At 72.8% G+C, this 21,607-nt stretch carries 18 protein-coding genes; 11 read left to right on the top strand and 7 right to left on the bottom strand.

Features of this window, described 5'->3' with window-relative positions; all coding sequences use genetic code 11:
* Position 1 precedes the first annotated feature (1 nt).
* From EAD96_RS18700 to EAD96_RS18685, 4 genes are all read right to left on the bottom strand, one after another.
* Positions 2-451 (bottom strand): hypothetical protein, encoded by a 450-nt coding sequence (locus tag EAD96_RS18700; RefSeq protein ID WP_121685213.1) that lies wholly within the window; start codon positions 449-451, stop codon positions 2-4.
* Positions 452-552: 101 nt separating this feature from the next.
* The gene (locus EAD96_RS18695; protein WP_121685212.1) at positions 553-900 is read right to left on the bottom strand and encodes a DUF779 domain-containing protein; all 348 of its coding nucleotides are present in this window, start codon (positions 898-900) and stop codon (positions 553-555) included.
* Positions 900-2,405: an aldehyde dehydrogenase gene (adh, locus tag EAD96_RS18690; RefSeq protein WP_121685211.1), complete on the bottom strand. Its 1,506-nt coding sequence runs from the start codon at positions 2,403-2,405 to the stop codon at positions 900-902. Before adh ends, EAD96_RS18695 begins: the two co-directional genes overlap by 1 nt.
* A gap of 40 nt (positions 2,406-2,445) precedes the next feature.
* Complete coding sequence (locus tag EAD96_RS18685; RefSeq protein ID WP_121685210.1) at positions 2,446-3,726, bottom strand: transcriptional regulator; 1,281 nt, start codon at positions 3,724-3,726, stop codon at positions 2,446-2,448.
* A gap of 237 nt (positions 3,727-3,963) precedes the next feature.
* On the opposite strand from EAD96_RS18685, the gene EAD96_RS18680 reads away from it, so the two are divergent.
* The 6 genes from EAD96_RS18680 to EAD96_RS18655 all read left to right on the top strand — a co-directional run bounded on the left by EAD96_RS18680 (position 3,964) and on the right by EAD96_RS18655 (position 10,413).
* The gene (locus tag EAD96_RS18680; RefSeq protein WP_120571538.1) at positions 3,964-4,629 is read left to right on the top strand and encodes a response regulator transcription factor; all 666 of its coding nucleotides are present in this window, start codon (positions 3,964-3,966) and stop codon (positions 4,627-4,629) included.
* Positions 4,626-5,678: a HAMP domain-containing sensor histidine kinase gene (locus EAD96_RS18675; RefSeq protein ID WP_121685209.1), complete on the top strand. Its 1,053-nt coding sequence runs from the start codon at positions 4,626-4,628 to the stop codon at positions 5,676-5,678. The genes EAD96_RS18680 and EAD96_RS18675 overlap by 4 nt, the downstream gene beginning before the upstream one ends.
* Before the next feature lie 114 nt (positions 5,679-5,792).
* Positions 5,793-7,916: a pyridoxal-phosphate dependent enzyme gene (locus tag EAD96_RS18670; RefSeq protein WP_121685208.1), complete on the top strand. Its 2,124-nt coding sequence runs from the start codon at positions 5,793-5,795 to the stop codon at positions 7,914-7,916.
* Positions 7,913-9,046 (top strand): D-alanine--D-alanine ligase family protein, encoded by a 1,134-nt coding sequence (locus tag EAD96_RS18665; RefSeq protein WP_121685207.1) that lies wholly within the window; start codon positions 7,913-7,915, stop codon positions 9,044-9,046. The genes EAD96_RS18670 and EAD96_RS18665 overlap by 4 nt, the downstream gene beginning before the upstream one ends.
* Positions 9,043-9,678: a M15 family metallopeptidase gene (locus EAD96_RS18660; RefSeq protein ID WP_120571534.1), complete on the top strand. Its 636-nt coding sequence runs from the start codon at positions 9,043-9,045 to the stop codon at positions 9,676-9,678. The genes EAD96_RS18665 and EAD96_RS18660 overlap by 4 nt, the downstream gene beginning before the upstream one ends.
* A 75-nt stretch (positions 9,679-9,753) precedes the next feature.
* The gene (locus EAD96_RS18655) at positions 9,754-10,413 is read left to right on the top strand and encodes a hypothetical protein (protein ID WP_120571533.1); all 660 of its coding nucleotides are present in this window, start codon (positions 9,754-9,756) and stop codon (positions 10,411-10,413) included.
* Between the two features lie 67 nt (positions 10,414-10,480).
* Here the strand turns inward: EAD96_RS18655 and gabT are convergent, their stop codons facing one another.
* Together gabT and EAD96_RS18645 are read right to left on the bottom strand one after the other, a co-directional pair.
* The gene (gene gabT, locus EAD96_RS18650; RefSeq protein ID WP_121685206.1) at positions 10,481-11,752 is read right to left on the bottom strand and encodes a 4-aminobutyrate--2-oxoglutarate transaminase; all 1,272 of its coding nucleotides are present in this window, start codon (positions 11,750-11,752) and stop codon (positions 10,481-10,483) included.
* Positions 11,753-11,758: 6 nt separating this feature from the next.
* A complete protein-coding gene (locus tag EAD96_RS18645) occupies positions 11,759-13,195 on the bottom strand; it encodes a gamma-aminobutyraldehyde dehydrogenase (protein WP_121685205.1) in 1,437 nt (478 codons plus the stop codon).
* A 142-nt stretch (positions 13,196-13,337) separates the two neighbouring features.
* Here EAD96_RS18645 and EAD96_RS18640 point away from each other — a divergent pair, with 142 nt between their 5' ends.
* Positions 13,338-14,777, top strand: coding sequence for an aldehyde dehydrogenase family protein (locus tag EAD96_RS18640; protein WP_121685204.1), 1,440 nt, complete (start codon positions 13,338-13,340; stop codon positions 14,775-14,777).
* A gap of 30 nt (positions 14,778-14,807) precedes the next feature.
* Here EAD96_RS18640 and EAD96_RS18635 read toward each other — a convergent pair whose 3' ends face one another.
* A complete protein-coding gene (locus tag EAD96_RS18635; RefSeq protein WP_233585987.1) occupies positions 14,808-16,040 on the bottom strand; it encodes a YwqJ-related putative deaminase in 1,233 nt (410 codons plus the stop codon).
* 81 nt (positions 16,041-16,121) lie between these two features.
* Between EAD96_RS18635 and EAD96_RS18630 the strand changes: the two genes are divergently transcribed.
* Genes EAD96_RS18630 through EAD96_RS18615 form a run of 4 tightly spaced genes read left to right on the top strand, consistent with a single transcriptional unit; the run spans position 16,122 to position 21,595 of the window.
* Positions 16,122-16,535 carry a YbaB/EbfC family nucleoid-associated protein gene (locus tag EAD96_RS18630; RefSeq protein WP_121685202.1) on the top strand — a complete coding sequence of 138 codons (414 nt, stop codon included), beginning with the start codon at positions 16,122-16,124 and terminating at the stop codon, positions 16,533-16,535.
* 3 nt (positions 16,536-16,538) lie between these two features.
* The gene (locus EAD96_RS18625; protein WP_121685201.1) at positions 16,539-16,895 is read left to right on the top strand and encodes a hypothetical protein; all 357 of its coding nucleotides are present in this window, start codon (positions 16,539-16,541) and stop codon (positions 16,893-16,895) included.
* A 24-nt stretch (positions 16,896-16,919) separates the two neighbouring features.
* On the top strand, positions 16,920-21,152 hold the full coding sequence (locus EAD96_RS18620) for a toxin glutamine deamidase domain-containing protein (protein WP_233585990.1): 4,233 nt from the start codon (positions 16,920-16,922) through the stop codon (positions 21,150-21,152).
* Entirely contained in the window at positions 21,149-21,595 is a 447-nt protein-coding gene (locus EAD96_RS18615; RefSeq protein WP_233585970.1) for a hypothetical protein, read from the top strand. Before EAD96_RS18620 ends, EAD96_RS18615 begins: the two co-directional genes overlap by 4 nt.
* Positions 21,596-21,607 lie beyond the last annotated feature (12 nt).

The following is a 21,607-nucleotide window of genomic DNA, read 5'->3' as shown; positions in this document are numbered from 1 at the left end:
GTCAGGGGCGGGCGCAGTGGGGGCGCAGGCGGACGCGTTCGGTGGTTTCGGTGAGGGAGTTGGGCTCGACCACCAGGCGCGCGATCGTGGTGGCCGGGCCGGGGCGGAACGCGCCCTGGTCGGCCGGGATCGTCGCGGTCCAGGTGCCGGCGGTGCGCTCGTCGGTGCACGCGCCGATCACGCCGAACCCGAAGCCGGTTACCGTGCCGCGCCGTGTCCGCTGCTCCAGGTGCACCTCGATGTACGCGAGGCCGCGCTCGGCGCCGCAGTCGAACCGGCCGCCGACGGTGGCGGTGTGCGCCCGTACGTCGGCTGCGCCGAACCAGTTGACGGAAATGCGTGGGGAGGCCGCCGGGGCGGCGACGGCGGCGCCCGGCGCGAGCCCGAGCGTGGCGGCGGTGGCCAGGGCGGTGAGGCCGGCGGCGAGCACTGGCTGTCGGACCGGATTCATGCGCGGACTCCTGTCGTGCGGTGGTGGGACGCGGACTCCGAACTGGACGGCGTCAGCATCCCACCGCCGCGATGCCCACGAGCTGCAAGATCTCGGACAGATCAGCGGTTCAGGTGGGAGCGGATGAGGAAGCGCACTCCCTCCGGGGCCTCCAGGGAGAAGCCGCTGCCCCGGCCGGGCACCACGTCGACGGTGAGCCGGGTGTGCTGCCACAGCTCCCACTGGGCCTTCGACATCCAGAACTCCACCGGCTCGGGCACCCCGTCGACGGTGAGCGAGGCGAGGAGCACGTCCGAGCCGCCGGTGCGGAACTCACCGGCCGGGTAACACATCGGGGCGCTGCCGTCGCAGCAGCCGCCGGACTGGTGGAACATCAGCGGACCGTGCTGTCCCCGCAGCGACCGGATCAGGTCGGCCGCCGCAGGGGTCAGGGTCACCGGGTCAGCCATCAGAAGAAGCCCAGCTTCTTCGGCGAGTAGCTGACCAGCAGGTTCTTGGTCTGCTGGTAGTGCTCCAGCATCATCTTGTGGTTCTCCCGGCCGATGCCGGACTGCTTGTAGCCGCCGAACGCCGCGTGCGCCGGGTACGCGTGGTAGCAGTTCGTCCACACCCGGCCGGCCTGGATCGCCCGCCCGGCCCGGTACGCGGTGTTGAGGTCCCGGGTCCACACGCCCGCGCCGAGCCCGTACAGCGTGTCGTTGGCGATCTTCACGGCGTCGTCCAGGTCGGCGAACGAGGTCACCGAGACCACCGGGCCGAAGATCTCCTCCTGGAAGATCCGCATCGAGTTGTCGCCCTCGAAGATCGTCGGCTGGACGTAGTAGCCGCCGGACAGCTCGCCGCCGAGGTCGGCCCGCTCGCCGCCGGTCAGGACGCGAGCGCTCTCCTGCCGCCCGATGTCCAGGTAGGACAGGATCTTCTCCAGCTGGTCGTTGGACGCCTGCGCGCCGACCATCGTGTCGGTGTCCAGCGGGTGCCCCTGCTTGACCGCCTTCGTCCGCTCGACGGCGGCGGCGAGGAAGTCGGAGTAGTGGCCCTGCTGGATGAGCGCCCGGGACGGGCAGGTGCACACCTCGCCCTGGTTGAGCGCGAACATGGTGAAGCCTTCCAGGGCCTTGTCCAGGAAGTCGTCGGAGGCGGCGCTGACGTCGTCGAAGAAGATGTTCGGGCTCTTGCCGCCCAGTTCCAGCGTCACCGGCTTGATGTTCTCGCTGGCGTACTGCATGATCAGCCGCCCGGTGGTGGTCTCGCCGGTGAACGCCACCTTCGCCACCCGCGACGAGGAGGCCAGCGGCTTGCCCGCCTCGACGCCGAAGCCGTTCACCACGTTGAGCACGCCGGGCGGCAGCAGGTCGCCGATCAGCGAGAGCAGGTAGTGGATCGAGGCGGGCGTCTGCTCGGCCGGCTTGAGCACCACCGCGTTGCCGGCGGCGAGCGCCGGGGCGAGCTTCCACACCGCCATGAGGATCGGGAAGTTCCACGGGATGATCTGCCCGACCACACCGAGCGGCTCGTGGAAGTGGTAGGCCACCGTGTCGTCGTCGAGTTCGCCGAGCGAACCCTCCTGCGCCCGGATCGCCCCGGCGAAGTAGCGGAAGTGGTCGATCGCGAGCGGGATGTCGGCGGCGAGCGTCTCGCGTACCGGCTTGCCGTTCTCCCACGTCTCGGCGATCGCGAGGGACTCCAGGTTGTCCTGCATGCGGTCGGCGATCCGGTTGAGGATCAGCGAACGCTCGGCGACCGATGTGCGGCCCCACGCGTCGGCCGCGCCGTGCGCCGCGTCGAGCGCCTTCTCCACGTCCTCGGCGGTGCCCCGGGCCACCTCGCAGAAGGTCTGCCCGGTCACCGGGGTCGGGTTCTCGAAGTACTTGCCACCGTGCGGCTTCACGTACTCGCCGCCGATGTAGTGGTCGTAGCGGGACTGCCAGTGGGTGGGGGCGTCGTAGCGCGTCATGGGTACCTCCGCCGTCCGTCTGGGGTGGATGGCGGGCAGGCTAGTTTCCGCGACGTTGCAGGAACGTTGCGCGCGGCAGCGCGTACTCCTCGGCGAGCTGGCGGGCCCGCGCGAGGGCGAGCGGCCGGCGGGGCGCGCCCGGCGGCAGCGCCCGGGCCAGGGCCTGCCACGCGGCGAGGTCGTCGGCCCCGGCCGCCGTCGCGGTCCAGGCCGCGAGCAGCCCCGGGTCGGCGCCGGCCAGCACGGCGGCGCGCAGCTGGCCGTCGACCAGGCGGCGCAGTCGCGCCACTCCCGGCGCGTCCGACCCGGGCAGCAGAGGCCCGGGGTACGCGCGCAGCGCCGCCGCCGGATCGCCACGTTCGAGCAGTTCGGTGACGGTACGGAAGTCGGCGCGCACAGCCGGCCGCAGCCGGTACGGGCGGGAGTCGAGCAACTCCTCGCCGAGTACGCGGCGCAGCCGGGACAGCTCGGCGCGCAACGTCACCGGGTGCCGCCGGTCGTCGCCGTACAGGTCGAGGCCGAGCTGTTCCCCGGTGCGCCCCTCGGGATGGTCGACGAGCAGCACCAGCAGTTCGCTGTGCCGCCGGCCGAGCCGGATGCGCCGGCCGCCGACGCGCAGCTCCGCCTCGTCGCGCCCGAGCGCCGACACGTACGCCACCTCCGGCGCGGCGGGCGCGGCCCCGGCCAGGAACGCCTCGGCGGCCCGGGCGGTGGCCCGCACCAGCGCGAGGCTCTGCGGGTTGGCCAGGTGGTCCCCGCCGGTGATGTCGACGGCCCCGAGCAGCGCGCCGCTGACCGGGTCGTGGACCGGCGCGGCGGCGCAGGTCCAGCGCTGCACCGGCCGGACGAAGTGCTCGGTGGCGAAGATCTGCACGCCGTGGTCGACGGCGAGGGCGGTGCCGGGGGCGTTCGTGCCGGCGTGCGCCTCGTCCCAGCGGGCGCCGGGTACGAAGTTCATCCGCTCGGCGTGCCGCAGCACCCCGGGATGGCCCTCCACCCAGAGCAGCCGGCCGGCGGCGTCGCAGACCGCCATCAGGTGCGCGCCGTCCTGCGCGATGCCGCCGAGCAGGTCGCGGAAGAGCGGCATCACCCGGGCCAGCGGGTGCGCGGCGCGGTAGGTCTCCAGCGCGTCGTCGGTGAGGTCGACCGGTGCGGTGGCCTCCGGGTCGAGCAGCGCGGACCGCTCCCAGGAACGGGCGACCACGTCCCGGACGCCGCCGGTGGCGCCCCTGGTGAGGAACGCCTCGTGGGCGGCACCGACCTGCGCGATCCGTTCCGCCGGATCCGCGCCGAACTCCAGGGCGAGCCACGGGTCAGCCACCAGCGCCTCCTTCCACCCATCGTGACCCACCTCACCCCCGAGCGCCAATGCGTGATCCGGGTCACTTCAGCTGTGCTCGCGCCGCCCGAGGACCGGACGAACGGCCCAGACGGCTCTGCGCCGGTTGTCGCAGCCCGGCCCGCGTGGAGGATGGCTGCTGCGGACGCTTACGGAACCCTTAACTCCGGCCTGCGAAGGTGTGCCGGACAACCAGGGAAGACACGGGGGAGCGCAAGGGTGCGGGTGCTGGTGGCGGACGACGAGCGGCTCTTGGCGGACACGGTCGCCGAGGGGTTGCGGCGGTTCTCCATGGCGGTGGACGTCTGCTACGACGGCGACGGCGCGCTGGAACGGATCGGGGTCAACCGGTACGACGTGGCGGTGCTGGACCGGGACATGCCCGGCGCCACCGGCGACGAGGTGTGCCGGAGCCTGGCCGGGTCCGACGCCGGCACCCGCGTGCTGCTGCTCACCGCCGCCGCCGGCATCCGGGACCGGGTCGCCGGTCTCGGGCTGGGCGCCGACGACTACCTGACCAAGCCGTTCGCGTTCGCCGAGCTGGTGGCCCGGGTGCAGGCGCTGGGCCGCCGGTCCACCCCGGCGCTCCCGCCGGTGCTGGAGCGGCACGGCGTGGTGCTCGACGTGGCCCGGCACACCGCGACCCGGGACGGTCGCGCGCTCGGGCTGAGCCCGAAGGAGTTCGGCGTCCTGCACGTGCTGATGCGGGCCGGCGGCCGGGTGGTGAGCGCCGAGGAGCTGCTGGAACAGGCGTGGGACGAGTTCGCCGACCCGTTCACCAACGCGGTCCGGGTGACGGTGATGACCCTGCGCAAGAAGCTCGGCCAGCCGTCGGTCATCCACACCGTGCCGAAGGCCGGCTACCGGATCGGCGCGCCGGAGTGAGCCCCCGCCGTCGCATCCTGCTGGTCGGGGTGCTCGCCCTGCTCGCCGGGTTCTTCGTGCCCAACATGGTCAAGTCGCTGCTCGAACTGGTGTGGGGGCAGGCCCAGTGGTTCTGTGGCCTGGCCACGATCGGCGCGGTGTGCGAGCCGGGCCGTCCGTTCGTGCCGCTGCTGCCGCTGGTGACCCAGTTGCTGGTGCTGGTGGGCGCCGGATTCGCGGTGTGGGGTGCTGCCCGCTGGTGCCTGCGCCCGGTGCACGACCTGGCCGCCCCGATCGCGAACCTGGGGCCGCAGAACCTCGGCCACCGGATCCGCCGCGGTGGCCGGGACGAGCTGGCCGGGCTCAGCCGCGCCATCGACGACATGCTGGACCGGGTCACCGCCGGGTACGAGGGGCAGCGGCGGTTCGCCGCGAACGCCTCGCACGAGCTGCGTACGCCGCTCGCGGTGCAGCGCACCCTGATCGAGGTCGGCATGGCCCAGTCGCTCACCGGCGAGCAACTGGAACTGCTGACCGCCCAGCTGCTCGCCACGAACGAACGCAACGAGCGGCTGATCGAAGGGCTGCTCGCGCTCAGCGAGAGCGACCAGGGTCTGCGGTCCTCCACCCCGCAACGCCTCGAACAGATCGTCACCGGGGTGCTGGCCGCGTACGCCGACCGGGCCGCCGAGGCCGGCGTGACAGTGGAGAGCCGGCTGTCGCCCCGGATCGTGACCGGCGAACGGGTACTGCTGGAACGCCTGGTCACGAACCTGGTGGAGAACGGCATCAAGTACAACCGCGAGGGCGGACGGCTCGTCGTCACAGTCGGCGGCGATCCCGCGCTGACAGTCACCAACAGCGGGCAGAGCGTCCCCGCCGAAGCGGTCGACGGGCTGTTCGAGCCGTTCCGGCGCCTCGCCCGAGACCGGACCAACCAGGGCGGCGGTGCCGGGCTCGGCCTGGCCATCGCCCGCTCCATCACCCAGGCGCACGGCGGCATCATCGCCGCCCGTCCGGGTGAGGACGGCGGCCTGCGGGTCGACGTCCACCTGCCCTCCGTGGGCTGACATCTCACACACGACCTCCGGGAGCCGCGTCGCGGCGTCCCGCGATGACACCTGCCCGAGGACGGGACCGGCGGCACCGCCGCCCGCCCCGAAGACGGCCGAGAGGAGACCGCCGTGCCGACCCGCACCGAGGGGAACGCACCGCCCGACGGCCGGGTGGTCTGGGCCGACGTGGCCAAGGGCGCCTGCATCGTGCTCGTGGTGCTCTGGCACGTCGTCGTCAAGGACTACCTGCGCATCGACTGGCGGGTCGGCCTGCCGGTGCCGGGCGCGTGGGGGCTGCTCGGCGAGCAGTTGCTGCCGCTGCGGATGCCGTTGTTCTTCGCGATCTCCGGCGTCTTCGCGGCGAACGCCGTGGCCCGCCCGTGGCGGGTGTCCGGGCGGCCCCGGATCGCCCGGAACCTCTACCTCTACGCGGTCTGGCTGCTCATCCACACCGTCCTGCTGGCGCCGGCGCCCGGTTTCCCGACCGACCGGGCCACCGACCCCGGTGAACTGCTGGCCCAGCTCACCGTGACGCCCTCGAACCTGTGGTACCTGTACGCGCTGGCGCTCTACTTCGCGATCGCGAAGGCGCTGCGCCGGGTGCACCCGGCGGTCCTGCTGACCGCCGCGGGCGCGCTGTCCGCGGTGGCCGCCACCGGGCTGCTGGACAGCCCCGGCAACCGGGGGCAGGTCTACCAGAACCTGGTGTTCTTCCTGGCCGGTGTGCACCTGCGGCCGTACCTCACGCGGTGGGCGGACGGCGCGAGCACCCGGCGGCTCGTCGGCACCGGCGCCGCGTACGCGATCGGGCTGGCCGTCATGGCGTTCGCCGGTGCGCAGAGGTGGCCCGGCGTGTACCTGCTCGTCTCCGTGCTCGCGGTGGCGTTCGGGCTGACCGCCGCCGCCCGGCTGGCCCGGCACCGCGTGGCCGGTCCGGCACTGGCCCGGCTGGGCCGCCGCACGCTTGGTGTCTACGTGATCCACATGCCGGTGCTGGCGCTGCTGGACCGGCTGCTCGCCGCACCGGTGGCCGGGCTGGCCGGTCCCGCCCGGGCGCTGCTCGTGACCGTCTACCCGGTCCTGCTCACCGCGCTCGTGCTGGCACTGAGCCTCGCCGCGCACCGCGGCCTCACCGCGCTCGGCGCGTACTGGCTGTTCGACCTGCCGCGCCGCCGCGCCCACTCGAATCCCGAAGGAGAGACCATGTCCCGAATCGACGTGCCGGCGCTGCCGGACCGAACACATGTCGAGGAGGCCGCCCGCGTCCTGTCCGGCCGGGTGGTGCGTACCCCGGTCCTGCACAGCCCGGCGATCGACCGCCTGGCCGGCACCCGCGTCCTGCTCAAGGCGGAGAACCTCCAGGACGGCGGCTCGTACAAGATGCGCGGCGCGATGCTGGCGGTGGGCCGGCTCGCCGCCGCCGGGCACACCGGTGTGGTCGCGCAGAGCACCGGCAACCACGCGGTAGCGGTCGCGCTCGCCGCCCGCCGGCACGGTGTCGCCGCCACTGTCGTGCTGCCGGTGGACGCCGCGCCGGTCAAGGTGGACCGGGCACGGGCGGCCGGGGCGCGGGTGGTGCGGGCCGGCACCACTGTCGAGGAGCGTCTGGCCGTCGCCCGGCGGATCGCCGAGGTGGAGGGCCACCCGCTCGTCGACGCGTACGACCACCCGGACGTGGTGGCCGGGCAGGGCAGCGCGAGCCTGGAACTGATCGAGGAGGCGGCGCGGCGCGGCACACCGCTGGACGCGCTCGTGGTGCCGGTGGGCGGGGGCGGCGGCATCGCCGGGGCCTGCCTGGCCGCGGCCGGAACGCCGATCCAGGTGTACGGCGTGGAGCCGGTCGGGTGCGACTCGCTCGCGCGCAGCCTGGCCGCCGGACGGCCCACACCCGTCGCCCCGGCGCCGAGCCTCGCCGACGGGCTACGTCCCGGGTGCGTCGGCGACCTGCCGTTCGCGGTGGCCCGGACCGCGGTGCGGGGGGTGGTCCGGGTCGACGACGACGCGATCGTCGAGGCGTTCCGGCTGCTCCTGCTGGACCTCAAGGTGCTCGTCGAGCCGTCCGGCGCGGCCGCGCTGGCCGGTGCGCTGCGGCTGGGCGAGATGGCGCGTCCCAGCGGCGGCGGGACCGAAGCCCGGCCGTCGGACGGCGGGCGGCAACTGACGGTCGGCGTGGTGCTGACCGGCGGAAACGTGGAAGCGGACCTGGTGGCCCGGCTGGCGGGCGACCGGATGACTGTGGGAGTTGCGGCATGAGGTCGACAGTGCGGATCGGTGTCCTGTTCGGAGGCCCGTCGGCGGAACACGAGGTCTCCTGCGCCTCGGCGCTCGGCGTGGCCCGCGCCCTCGCGGAGCAGGGGCACCGGGTGGTGGCGCTCGGCATCACCCGTACCGGGGATATCCGGCTGCTGCCGGAGCCGGTGCTCGCGCAGCACCTCGGGACGGTGGCGGGCGGACGGGCGATCGACGACCGGCTGCCGGTCACCGGCGAGGCGGTGGAACTGCGGCGCGGGGCAGCCGCCGGCACTGTGGCGGTCAGCGCGGCCGACGCCCCGGCCACTGTGCACGCCGAACTGGACGTGGTGTTCCCGGTGCTGCACGGCCCGTACGGCGAGGACGGCGTGGTGCAGGGCCTGCTGGAATCGCTGGGTGTGCCGTACGTCGGGTGCGGCATCCTCGCCTCCGCCGTAGGCATGGACAAGGTGGCGATGAAGCGGGCGCTGCGCGCCGAGGACGTGCCTACCACGCCGTACGTCTGGTTCGACGAACCGACCTGGCGGGCCGCCGACGACCCGGAGAAGCTGGTGGTCGGGCTGCGTGGGCCGCTGTTCGTCAAGCCCGCCCGGATGGGCTCCTCGATCGGCATCTCCCGGGTCGCCGACGGCGACGACCTGGTGGCGGCCGTGGAGGAGGCGTTCCGGCACGACCACGTGGTGCTCGTCGAGCAGGGCGTGACCGGCCGGGAACTGGAGTGCGGCGTGCTCGGCGGCTGGCAGCCGGAGGCGTCGGCGGTCGGCGAGGTCCGGGTCGCGGGCGGCTGGTTCGACTACCGGCAGAAGTACTTCGGCGACGCCGACCCGATGATCGTCCCGGCGCGGCTGCCGGACGAGGTGACCGAGCGGATCCGCGAGCTGTCGGTGCGGGCGTTCACCGCGATCGGCGGCTGGGGCCTGGCCCGGGTCGACTTCCTCTACGACGAGGCCACCGGCGACCTGTTCGTCAACGAGCTGAACACGCTGCCCGGCTTCACCGCGCACTCGATGTACCCGAAGGTGTGGGCCGAGTCGGGTGTCGCGTACCCCGAGGTGGTGGACCGGCTCGTCGCGCTCGCCTTCACCCGGCACGCGGCCCGGCCGTCGCGCGAACACCCCGGGGGTACGCCGTGATCCTGCTCTCCGACCCCCGGGTCGCCGCGGTGTCCAGCCGGGACGACGGCGAACCCCTGGTGGACCTGCGCGAGGTGCCCGGACTGCGAGTCGACGGGCGGGCCGCCGATCCCGCCGGGGCGTACGCCCGGGTGCGGCGTGGTGTCGCGGACCGGTTGCTGGCCGCGCAGCGCGCGCTGCCGGCCGGGCTGCGCCTGCTCGTGGTGGAGGGTTACCGGCCGTACCGGGCGCAGCTCGACATCTTCACCGGCTACCGGGACGAGCTGCGGCGGCGCCACCCGGACTGGCCGGCGGACCGGCTGCACCGGGAGACGACCAAGTTCGTCTCGCCGGTCGAGGTGGCCCCGCACAGCACCGGCGGCGCAGTCGACCTCACCCTGTGTGACGCCGACGGTGTGGAGCTGGACATGGGCACCGCGCTCGACGCCACCCCGGAGGAGAGCGCCGACGCCTGCTTCACCGCGGCCCGGCACATTCCGGTGAGCGCGTGGCGCAACCGGAACCTGCTGGTGGCGGCGCTGAGCGGAGCGGGATTGGTGAACTACCCGACGGAGTGGTGGCACTGGTCCTACGGCGATCGCTACTGGGCGCTGATGACCGGAGCGCCACACACCCGCTACGGTCCGGTGTAGTCCACGGGTCCGGGTGAACGGTCCGGCCCTCCCGTCCGTACCACGCGTCGAACGACAGCGACGACGGGAGAGAACGTGAGGGTGCAGCGTAAGCACGTGCTGGCGGCCACTGTGGCGGTGACCGCCACGGTGGCGGTCTCGGTGGGCACCGGACTGGGATTCGCGGACACCGCGCCGGCCGCGCGGTCGGTCTGTGCCGGGTCGGTGACCTTCTCCGCCGAGGGTGGGCCACCGGCCGCGACCAGCGACCGGTTCCCGGTGGGTACCCGGCTGCGGGTGACGAACCTGGACAACCGCAAGGTGGCCACTGTGACAGTCACCGGGCCGTCCGGGAGCTGCGTGCTGCTGAACGCCGCCGCCATGGACCTGGTACGCGAGCCGGGCAAGAACGTCATCCGCCGCAACGTGGTGGAACGCCTCGACGGCGCCGGCGCCCCGGCGCCGGGCGCGCAACCGGGCGAGACCCGCCCGGGCGCGGCGCAGCCGATCGGCGGCAGCGTCTGCTCCGGCGCGCTCACGTTCTTCGCCGAGGGCGGGGCACCCGCTGCCACCAGCGGCCAGTTCCCGCTCGGCACCCGGCTGCGGGTGACGAACCTGGACAACGACAAGGCCGTGACGGTGACCGTCACCGGACCGTCGGGCAGTTGCGTGCTGCTGAACACGGCGGCCATGGACGCGATCCGGGAACCCGGCAAGAACCTGGTCCGGCGCAACACCGTCGAGCTGATCCGCTGATCCTCCGGGCGGAACACCATGGGCCGGTCCTGGGGGAGATCGGGCCCATGGTGTTCCACGTCCGGGGTCAGCCGAAGGCGGCCGCCAGGATGTCCAGGCCCCGGCCCAGCTCGTCGTCGGAGATGACCAGCGGAGGCAGGAACCGCAGCACGTTGCCGTAGGTGCCGCAGGTCAGCGTGAGCAGCCCGGCCGCGTGGCAGGCCGCCGAGACCGCCGCCGTGGCGGCCGGGTCCGGGGTCAGCGTGCCCGGCCGCACGATCTCCACGGCGAGCATCGCGCCCCGGCCGCGTACCTCGGCCACGCGCGGGTCACCGGCGGCGATCGCGTCCAGCCGCTCGCCCATCACCGCACCGATCCGGCGCGCGGCGGCGGCCAGGTCCAGCTCCCGCATCGTCTCCATCGCCGCGAGCGCGGCGGCGCAGGCGATCGGGTTGCCGCCGTACGTGCCGCCCAGGCCGCCGACGTGCACCGCGTCCATCAGCTCCGCCCGGCCGGTCACCGCCGCCAGCGGCAGGCCGCCCGCGATGCCCTTGGCCAGCGTGATCAGGTCCGGTTCGACGCCCTCGTGCGCGCAGGCGAACCAGTCGCCGGTGCGGCAGAAACCGGTCTGGATCTCGTCGGCGACGAACACCACCCCGGCCGCCGTCGCCCACTCGCGCAACGCCGGCAGGAAACCCGGCGCGGGTACGACGAAACCGCCCTCGCCCTGGATCGGCTCGATCAGCAGCGCGGCCACGTTCTCCGCGCCCACCTGCTTCTCGATCATCTCGATCGACCGGGCCGCCGCGGTGGCGCCGTCCAGCCCGCCGTCGCGCAGCGGATACGACATCGGCACCCGGTAGACCTCACCGGCGAACGGCCCGAACCGGTGCTTGTACGGCATGTTCTTCGCGGTCAGCGCCATGGTCAGGTTGGTCCGGCCGTGGTACGCGTGGTCGAACACCACCACCGCGGGCCGCCCGGTCGCGTGCCGGGCGATCTTCACTGCGTTCTCCACCGCCTCGGCGCCGGAGTTGAACAACGCCGAGCGCTTCTCGAAACCACCCGGGGTCAGCGCGTTGAGCTGCTCGCAGACCGCCACGTACGACTCGTACGGCGCGACCATGAAGCAGGTGTGGGTGAACCGCTCGACCTGCGCGCGTACCGCCTCGACCACGCGCGGCGCGGAGTTGCCCACGTTGGTGACGGCGATGCCGGCCGCGAAGTCGATCCACTCCCGGCCGTCCACGTCGGTGATCGTGCCGCCGCCCGCCCGGTCCACGTACGCGGGAATCGTGCTGCCCACGCCCCGCGCCACGGCCTCCACCCGGCGCTTGTGCAACTCCTCGCTGGTCGCCATCGCCGATCAGCCCTCGATGTTGTGCATGACGTGCTTGACCCGGGTGTAGTCCTCCAGGCTGTAGACCGACAGGTCCTTGCCATGGCCGGAGTGCTTGAAGCCGCCGTGCGGCATCTCGGAGACGAACGGGATGTGCGTGTTCACCCAGACGCACCCGAAGTCGAGCCGCCGCGTCATCCGCATGGCCCGGCCGTGGTCGCGCGTCCACACCGAGGCGGACAGGCCGTAGTCGACGCCGTTCGCCCAGCGCACCGCCTCGTCCTCGTCGGAGAACCGCTGCACGGTGATGACCGGCCCGAACACCTCGTCCTGGATGATCTCGTCGGCCTGGCGTACGCCGGAGACCACCGTCGGGGCGTAGAAGAAGCCGCGCTCGCCCACCCGCGACCCGCCGGTGGTGACGTTCGCGTGGTCCGGCAGGCGGTCCACGAAGCCGCTCACCCGGGCGAGCTGGTTGGCGTTGTTCAGCGGGCCGTAGAGCACGTCGGCGTCGTCCGGCCCGCCGGTGCGGGTGTTGCGGGCCTGCTCGGTCAGCGCGGCCACGAAGTCCTCGTGGATGCCCGGCCCGGTGAGCACCCGGGTCGCCGCCGTGCAGTCCTGGCCGGCGTTGAAGTAGCCGCCCATCGCGATCGCCTCGGCCGCCGCCGCCACGTCCGCGTCGTCGAAGATCACCACCGGGGCCTTGCCGCCCAGCTCCAGGTGCGTCCGCTTCAGGTCCGGCGCCGCCGCGGCGGCGACCTCCATGCCCGCGCGGGTCGAGCCGGTGATCGACACGAGCTGCGGGGTCGGGTGGGAGACCAGCGTACGGCCGGTGTCGCGGTCGCCGCAGACCACGTTGAACACACCCGGGGGCAGGTGCTCGGCGGCGATCTCGGCGAGCAGCAGCGTCGACACCGGCGTGGTGTCCGACGGCTTCAGCACCACCGCGTTGCCCGCCGCCAGCGCCGGAGCGATCTTCCAGACCGCCATCATCAGCGGGTAGTTCCACGGCGTCACCTGGGCGCAGACGCCGATCGGCTCGCGCCGCACGTACGAGGTGTGCCCGGCCATGTACTCACCGGCCGAGCGGCCCTCCAGCAGGCGCGCGGCGCCGGCGAAGAAGCGCAGCTCGTCCACCGCCGGCGGCAACTCCTCCTCGGTGGTGAGCTGCCGGGGCTTGCCGGTGTTGCGGACCTCCGCGTCGACCAGTTCGGCGGCCCGCGCCTCCACCGCGTCGGCGAACTTCAGCAGCGCCCGCTGCCGCTCGGCCGGCGTGGTGTCCCGCCAGGTCTCGAACGCGGCGGCGGCGGCCTTCATGGCCGCGTCCACGTCCGCCGCGCCGGAGACCGGGGCCTGGGCGAAGACCTCGCCCGTGCACGGGTCGATCAGGTCGGCGTAGCCGCCGTCCACCGGGTCGACGTACTCGCCGTTGACGAAGTTGCGCAGCTGCTGCTGGTCGCTCATCAGAAGTCTCCGAGAGGGTGGCCGGGGAGAGGGTCAGCGGAGGTTATCGCAATCTGACTGCCATCTTGGCTACTAAATCCGAGGCAGACAAGGGTTTGAGCAACTGTTTCCGCGTGGGCGCCTGTGGTCTAGGCTGCCGATCGTGGAGCCGAGAGCCTTCTACGTCGCCGGTCGCCCCGCCCACGGCGAGGACGAGCTGACAGTCACCCACCCGTACGACGGGCAGCCGGTGGGGCGTACCACGCTCGCCACGGCCGACCAGGTCGAAACCGCCGTCGCGGGCGCCGCCCGGGCGGCCGCGGAGGCCGCGGCCCTGCCCGCGCACGCCCGCGCGGCGGCCCTGGACCACGTCTCCCGCCGGCTCGCCGAGCGGGCCGACGAGGTCGCCGCGCTGATCACCGCCGAGAACGGCAAGCCGGTCAAGTGGGCGAAGGCCGAGGTGGGGCGCGCGGTCTCCACGTTCCGCTGGGCCGCCGAGGAGGCCCGCCGTTTCTCCGGCGAACTGCAACGGCTCGACACCGACCCGGCCGCCACCGGGCGGATCGCCCTGGTCCGGCGCGTGCCGCGCGGGCCGGTGCTCGGCATCACCCCGTTCAACTTCCCGCTCAACCTGGTCGCCCACAAGGTCGCCCCGGCGCTCGCCGTCGGCACCCCGATCGTGGTCAAGCCCGCACCGGCCACCCCGCTCACCGCGCTGCTGCTCGGCGAGATCCTCGCCGAGACCGACCTGCCCGAGGGCATGTTCTCGGTGCTGCCGCTACCGAACGAGCGCGCCGCCGAGCTGGTCACCGACCCCCGGCTGCCGGTGGTGTCGTTCACCGGCTCCGGACCGGTCGGCGCGGCCATCCGCCGGGCCGCGCCGGACAAGCACGTCACGCTGGAACTCGGCGGCAACGCCGCCGCGGTGATCTGCGAGGACTGGGCGGCGGACGAGGACCTGACCTTCGCCGCGCACCGCATCGCCACGTTCTCCAACTACCAGGCCGGGCAGTCGTGCATCGCGGTGCAGCGCGTCTACGTGCACGAATGGCTCTACGACGGCTTCCTGCCCCGGCTCGTCGCGGCGGTGCAGGCGCTGCGCACCGGCGACCCGCGTTCCGAGCTGACCGACGTCGGCCCGCTGGTGTCGGTCGAGGCGGCACAGCGCGTCGAGACCTGGGTGGACGAGGCGGTCGCCGCCGGCGCGGTCATCGAGACCGGCGGGCGGCGTGACGGCGCGACCTACCCGCCCACTGTGCTCAGCGGCGTTCCGGCGGACGCGAAGGTGTGCGCCGAGGAGGTGTTCGGGCCGGTGCTGGTGGTCGCCCCGGTCGGGGACGACCGGGCCGCGTTCGCCGCCGTCAACGACTCCGCGTACGGGCTCCAGGCCGGCGTCTTCACCCACCGGCTCGACGTGGCGTTCGACGCCGCGCGCACGCTCGAAGTGGGCGGCGTGATCGTCGGGGACGTGCCGTCGTACCGGGCCGACCAGATGCCGTACGGCGGCATGAAGGGGTCCGGCGTCGGGCGCGAAGGGCTGCGCAGCGCGATGGACGACTACACCGAGCCGCGTGTCACGGTGCTGACCGGCGTGGCCCTCTGATCACTCGCTCTCTGCTCACTCGCCTTCGGCTCACCAGGTGCCGTCGTCGCGGACCCGGGCGGGGGCGCGGCCGAGCAGCAGGGTGGTGAGGGCGGCGTCGATGTCGGCGCCGAGGAACCACTCGCCGGCCTGGTCGAGGGCGAAGACCCGGCCGTGCTCGTCGACCGCGAGGATGCTCTCCTGACGTTCGCTGCCGAGCGGGAAGAGACGGGCACCCAGGACGGCGGCGAAGTCGGCGAGAGAGTCGGCGGTGTGTGCGGCCCGCAGCGGATTCGTGGTGAACCGGCTGATCCAGACCTGCTCCCCGGGCCCGCGCCGTCGGCTCAGGACGGCCGGGAACGCGGTGAGCGCCGCCTCGGCGGCGGGGAACGCCTCGTGCCGGTGGTGCTGTCCCGCGATATCCTTCGTCTCGGTCATCGCGCCCATCGCGAGTGCCTCGTTGAACATGCTGATCTGCCAGCCGCCGTCCATGAGGGCGTGGGCGACCTCGTCCGGGAAACGCCCAGGTTCGATGACCTCGCGCGGCTCCGGTCGCCACTCCTCGACGAAGGCCAGGTCGGACCACGGCAGCACCGCGAACCGCACCAGGAACCGGACGCACGAGTCACAGGGAAGATCTGCTTGCCCGCCCTGAGGGTCGCCCGGTTCGCGACTGCGATAGACCTCGATCCGGCTGGTGCCGAGCAGGTCACGCGCGTCCTCGACGGACAGCGGCGGCAGGCCCTCGGCGGCGCGGCGGTGGTCGTGCTCGTACAGCGCGTCGGAGACGACGATCATCTCGGCGTGCCGCTCGCCGCCGCGTACCAGATGCCCCGCGGGCAGCTCGTCCAGATAGGACTGGACCAGCGGGTGGTGACGTACCTCGACGTCGCCCTTCGCGCCCTGCGCTACGTGCTGCCGGCCGTCGAGCGTGAGGTGCGCCGCGGCGCCGGGCGTGGGCAGGCGGGTCAGCTCACGCAGCAACTGGGCGGCCGGATCGACGGTACGCGGCGCACGCGGTTCGGCCGGACGCCGCTGCCGGTACATCTGCTCGACCGCCGCGGCAGGCACCCGGGGCCACGTGGACACCTCGCCGGTCTCCTTGTCGATCACGGTGGTCGGCAGGTCGCCGGGCAGCGCGCGGGCCTCGGTGGACACGATGGAACTCACCACGTAGCCCAGGTCGAACTCCTCGACCTCCGGCGTGCACGGGAAACCGAGACGGTCGGAGTCCCGCCGGGCCCACACGGAAGCGATCTGCTCGGCCTGCTGTCGCTCGATCACCACCTGAAATTACCGGACCCCACGGATTTCGTGGCACCCGGTATGGTCGGCCCTACCCACGGTGACGGAAGGGGAGCGACGGTGGCCGAGAGTGCGGACCGGGATGCGAACCGTGCACTACGCGCGCGATTCGACGAGGTGTACGGCCAATACCAGCGCCTGCGGTCCGGTCTGGACGAACTCCAGACGAAGCTGGCCGAGCTACGCGTCACCGAACGCTCCGACGACGGCCAGGTGACCGCCGTCGTCGGCGCGCGGGGCGAGCTGATCAGCGTCGAGGTGAGCCCGGCGGCGTTCCACGACCGGGACGCCCGCGCGCTGAGCCGGAAGATCACCGAGACCGTGCTGCGCGCCTCCACCGCGGCGACCACCGCCACCCGCGAGTTGGTGTCCGGCTACCTGCCGCCGGGTTCGCCGTCGATCGAGTTCCTGCGTACCAATGACTTCGGCGCGCTGCTCGGCCGGGCCGACTCCGTGCTGGCCCGCGGCGAGTGACAGGTGGCCGGGGGAGAGATCTGGCTGGACCCGGACCGGGCCCGGCGCGGCGGCGCTGACCTGGCGCTGTCGGGGCGGGCGGTGAGCGCGGCCCGGCGGGAGACGGGCGAGCCAATCGCCGCCGCCGGCGCCCAACGGCCCTGGGGCCGGGACGACATCGGCGCCGCCTTCGACAAGCACTACCAGGGTTACGCCGAGACGCTGCTACGCGCGTGGGAGCTTCTCGGCCGGTCGCTGGAGGTGCTCGGGTCGGACGTCGTCCGCTCGGTCACGGCCACCGTGGAGACGGACCTCAGCAACGCCCGTGACCTCGGGAAGATCCCACAGCAAGGGCACAACCCCCATCGGCCCCGGCGCTGACCACCGGAGGACCCGCGCGTGAGCATGCTGCCCAGCCCGATCCCGCACCCGCTCGACTTCTGCCCGTGGGACCTGCCCGGCTGGATCTACGAGGCGCTCGACTGGGTGGTCGGCGTCGAATGGCCGGAGGGCAACGAGCGCACCGTCTGGGATCTGGCCGACCAGTGGTACGGCGTGGCAGGCGTCCTGACCCGCCCGCGCGACGACGCGGTCACCGCCGCCGGTGAGGTGAAGAGCGGGTACGGGGGAGTCGGCCTGGTCGCCGGCGCGTTCGACACGGCCTGGCACAAGCTCGCCGAGGGTGAGGACGCGCCGCTGCACGTCCTCGTCGCGGCCACCGACGAGCTGGCGCGGCTGGTCGACTCCTGCGGCTGTGACATCGAGGGCGCGAAGCTCGAAGCCTGGATCGAGCTGGGCATCCTGGTCATCGAGTTGCTGTCCCTGGCGGTCGCCACAGTGCTCACCCTGGGCGCCGCCTCACCGGCGGCGGCCGCCGCGATCACCGCCACGCGGGTCGTGGTGCAGCAGATCTTCAAGCGGCTGGTGGCCCAGCTCGCCCGCAAGGCGGTCAAGCAGGGCCTCAAGGAGGCGGGCGAGCGGGCCGCGAAGGAGGTGGCCAGGTCCGGTGTCCGCACGCTGGCGCGGCGGGCCGCGATCGGCGGGCTGCTGGAGGCCGGTCAGGAGGCCGGCACCAGCCTCGGCACGCAGGCGTACCAGAACTCCACCGGCCGGCGCGACGGCCTCGACCTGACCGACGTGAGCACGTCGGCGCTCGGCGGATTCGCCGGCGGCGCGGTCGCCCCGCTGGCCGGGCTGGGCCGGCACGCCAACGGCCGGTTCGCGGAGGTCGGCGAGCGGTTCGGGCGGGAGATGGCCGGAGAGACGCTCGCCGAGACCGCGGCGGGTCTGGCGACCGGCCAGGGCCCGTCGCTGGAGGATCTGGCGCGTGCGGCTGCCTCCGGCGCGACCGGCTCCGCCACCAACCAGGCGGACTCGGCTCTGCAACGCCGCCTCGACGGGCAGCTGAGCGGGTTGACCGTGTCGCCGGTCGGCCTGGACGTGCCGGTCGCCGCCGATCCCGTCGGGCTGATCCCGGCCCAGCGGGCCGCCGAGCCGATCGTCCAGAGCGGCGGCGACACGATGGCGGGGGCCGTTCCCACGCCACCCACGCACGTCACACCCCAGCCAGCGAACTCGCACCCGCTCGCCGTGGACCTGCCCCACCCGACGCCGGATCCCACGACGACGCCGCCGCGCAGCGATGTCGTCCCGCACGACGTGGCACGTCCGGCGGTCACCACCAGCCCCACGTTGTCCTCGGTGATGACTGACGCGCCCGTCGCCACGCCCCCGTCGACCGCGCCCGGAGTCCACAGCGGCACGGGTCCGGTGGCGACGCCGACCGACCACCCCACGCCGTCCTCGACCAACCCGATTCAGGCGGCAGCCGCACCGGCGACACTCCCTGCACCGCATACCGACCACCCGCAGATCGCGGCGCCACCAACGGCGGACCGCGCCGCCCCCGTCAGCAACGGAGGTCAGGCGGGACCGCCTCCGGTCTCACCGGTCGGCCCGCAGACGGGGCCGCATCCGGGAGCGCCGACCGTCGGGCCCGAGCCTCGACCGGGGCCGAACCCCCGTTTTCCGCTGCTGGAGGCCTTGGCTCCGCATCGCCCTCCTACCGACTCCCCGGGGCCCCACCCGGGCCCGCCCCATGTCCAGGCGTGGTCCCGTGAGACCGCTGATCAGCGCGCCGCGCGGCTGAAGGCCGATCGGGAGGGTCTGGACCGGCGGCGCTACCAGGGCTATCTGCAGTCCCAGCGTGCCTTGCACGAGGAGAACAGACGGGAGGCGCAGATCAGGGAGCTGCGTGATCTCGCCGAACAGCATTACGAGGCCGCGCGTTGGCTCATCATGCAGGCCCACGAACTGCGCCAGGCCGGACGGCACGAGCTCGCCGACCGGCACGTGTGGGAGGGTCGGCGGCGAGAACGCCTGCACTATCGAGCCGTCGACGAGGTGGAGGCGGTCCGTGCCGGCCAGCGTCTGCCGCGCGAGGTGATGGTCGAGGACGACCTCGACTTCTACCGCATCAACGACGACGTGGCCGACCTGGCCGTCGGCGCGGTGGAGACGGCCGACCACTCGGCGCTCACCGGTCACGGCCACCCCGAACCGATCGACAGGTCCCGGCCCTACGGCCGCCGGGGAGGGCTCCGGCCTCCGCTGGCGCTGCACCAGACCGACCTCGAACGGCAGATGCCCCGCAACCCGGACGGCAGCGTGACGCGTACCGCCGATCCCCGGCGCGGCGGCTGGTTCCGCCTCGCAAACGACGGCGGCCCGGCGGCCGACGCCACCCGGGGCATCAACTGCCTCGACTGCACGCTGTCGCTGTTCGAGACCTGGGTCCATGGACGGCCCCGCGTCGCGGCGCCGCGTACGTTCGACGGCTATCTGCACGGCGACGTGAACCGGCCGGTGGGCGGCGAGGCGGACGGACCGCTTCGCGTCGAGCAGACGACCGGCGGCCGGTTCCAGAACCTCTGCCCGCCGGACCGGCCCGGTGTCACCGGCCGGGAGCGTCAGCTGTTGGTGGACGGCGGTTACCGCGACCTGTACGGGCAGCTCGCGTCGGGTGGCCACGGCAGCTACGCGTTCCTCATCACCAGCTTCGAAGGCGGCGGCTCGCACGCGTGGGTGGCGTTGAACCAGAACGGCACGATCCTCTTCCTCGACCCGCAGACGGGCCTGGTGGCGGACCGGCCGATCTACCACCACAGCGGCCGTCCGGCAGCCGGCAACGTGGTCGGCGTCGACGCGCTGGTGCTCGGCCCCGACGGGCGGCCGATGCCGCTCACCGGCCGCCCGCCCGGCACCTACAACGTCCTGCCCGAGCCGCTGCCCCGTCCGGCGCCGCCACGGCCGCCGGCCCCGCCGCCGATCGCCGACGGCCACGTCCCGGACTTCAACCATGTCCACCTGCTCGGCGAGTCCACCACCATCCACCGCCGAACCGACGGACCGCTGCCGGGCAGCGCGCCGCCCGTCGAACCGGATCCCGACCGGGTACGCGAGGATCACCGGCAGGCGCACGCCGACCGGATCGCCGCCGGGCTCTACGTGCGCGACGCGCTCGCGCAGAGCGGGAACCTCGACGCCGCCTTCGCGGCCGGGGTGACACCTGTCGAGCTGGCGCAGCACGCCGACGTGCCGACGCTACGGCGGCTCGTACCCGGGCTGGACGAGGACGCCGCAGCCGACCTCACCCGGTTGTTCGCCGACCCGCGCGTCCAGCGGATGCTCGACCAGAGCTGGGAGGCTCCGCCGCGACGGGAGGAGCTGCTGGCCGAGACGTTGGTGCCGCAGCTCGCGGAGCGGCCCGACCTGGTCCGGATGATCCTGGCGACACCGGAGCTCGCCAACTCGCTGACCGCCCGGCCGCTGACCCTGCACCACCTGGCCACCCACCAGCAGGCCATCGACGTACTGAATGACGTGTTGGTGGAGATACGAGACCGCGGCTCCGAGGCTGTTGCCACTGCACCCACACCCTCGATCGAGCCGACCCCGCTCAGTCCACACCAGATACAAGTGAGCAGTCGCTTCGATGGCGAACGGTCGGTGGCTGTCCAGCCGAGCTTTGACAAGTCCCGCTCTGGCGATCTCGCATATCGCAAGCAGTATTTGGATCACCTATACCAGGAGGCCGTGACCGCTCAGCGAGAACTTGATTCGCTGGGGCTTGAACTGGCCCGTCTGTCGGCAAACGGGGCAGAGTACAAGCCGCGACCCGGACCGAAGGATCGCGTTCGAGCTGAGGACAAGATCGATCGGAATGGTGGCAATGCTGCTCGCCTCCGCGACCTTGCTGCAGGGCGGGTCGCATACCAGACGCTTGACGACCTGTATGCAGGGCTGGCCGAACTGAGCAATAACCCTCGTTTCCAGGTGGCGGAGTTCAGCGATCGCTTCCGGGAGCCCCAGGACAGCGGATATCGAGACATTCAGTTCCTGGTGCAGACCTCGACCGGGCACATCGGTGAGTTTCGTCTTCATCTGGCGGCGCTTGACCAGGTGGCGGAGTGGGAGCACTCGTTGTTCGAAGTTTGGCGTGACCTGGAGGCAGTCCCCAGAAGCGAGGCCCGTAGCCTGTCTGCCACGGAGGTAGCGATCCGGAAGGGCATTGTCCGACGGCAGCGTGAGTACTTCTGGGCCGCGCTTCAATCGACCTTGAACGGTGAGCGGCAGTGACGGATGCAGTGGCTGAACTCGGCCTCGCGGGCTACTACGACTACTACGACAATCCGGTGAAGTTCGTTCCGACCTCCGACGGTGGCCTCGCGGCGTGGCGGCTCGACCGCACCACGGGCGGTTGGCGTGCTGCGAACGACATCATCGATGAGATCATCTTCGCCAGGGAGCAGGAAATCTTCGTGCTCTCGCCCGAGCGGTTCGTGCAGCGGGTCGAAGAAGAGCGGGGCCTGAGCCTGAGCGGAGAGGGACCGATCTTCGCGCTGTACGAGACGGTCCGAGCGCTCGAGGCGCCCGCCATCGCGGAGAGGCGACCGTTCACCGTCGAGGAAGCGGCTCTCATCAAGGGGATCCGGCGGCGGACCTTTGTGATGTTCGAGGAGCAGCTCCAACAGGCCGGCGATCCCGCCGCCGACCCCACCATCGCCTCCACCGCCTCCTGACAGCGGCCGGGA

Origin of the sequence: Micromonospora sp. BL1, from assembly GCF_003667485.1 — a bacterium.
Classification (GTDB): domain Bacteria; phylum Actinomycetota; class Actinomycetes; order Mycobacteriales; family Micromonosporaceae; genus Micromonospora; species Micromonospora tulbaghiae.
This window is presented reverse-complemented; position numbering and strand designations above follow the sequence as displayed.

Excerpts from the sequence above, each read along its gene's own strand:
- gabT (WP_121685206.1), bottom strand. The coding sequence starts at position 11,752 with ATGGCGACCAGCGAGGAGTTGCACAAGCGCCGGGTGGAGGCCGTGGCG.
- EAD96_RS18700 (WP_121685213.1), bottom strand. The coding sequence starts at position 451 with ATGAATCCGGTCCGACAGCCAGTGCTCGCCGCCGGCCTCACCGCCCTG.
- EAD96_RS18665 (WP_121685207.1), top strand. The coding sequence starts at position 7,913 with ATGAGGTCGACAGTGCGGATCGGTGTCCTGTTCGGAGGCCCGTCGGCG.
- EAD96_RS18645 (WP_121685205.1), bottom strand. The coding sequence starts at position 13,195 with ATGAGCGACCAGCAGCAGCTGCGCAACTTCGTCAACGGCGAGTACGTC.
- EAD96_RS18695 (WP_121685212.1), bottom strand. The coding sequence starts at position 900 with ATGGCTGACCCGGTGACCCTGACCCCTGCGGCGGCCGACCTGATCCGG.
- EAD96_RS18620 (WP_233585990.1), top strand. The coding sequence starts at position 16,920 with ATGCTGCCCAGCCCGATCCCGCACCCGCTCGACTTCTGCCCGTGGGAC.
- adh (WP_121685211.1), bottom strand. The coding sequence starts at position 2,405 with ATGACGCGCTACGACGCCCCCACCCACTGGCAGTCCCGCTACGACCAC.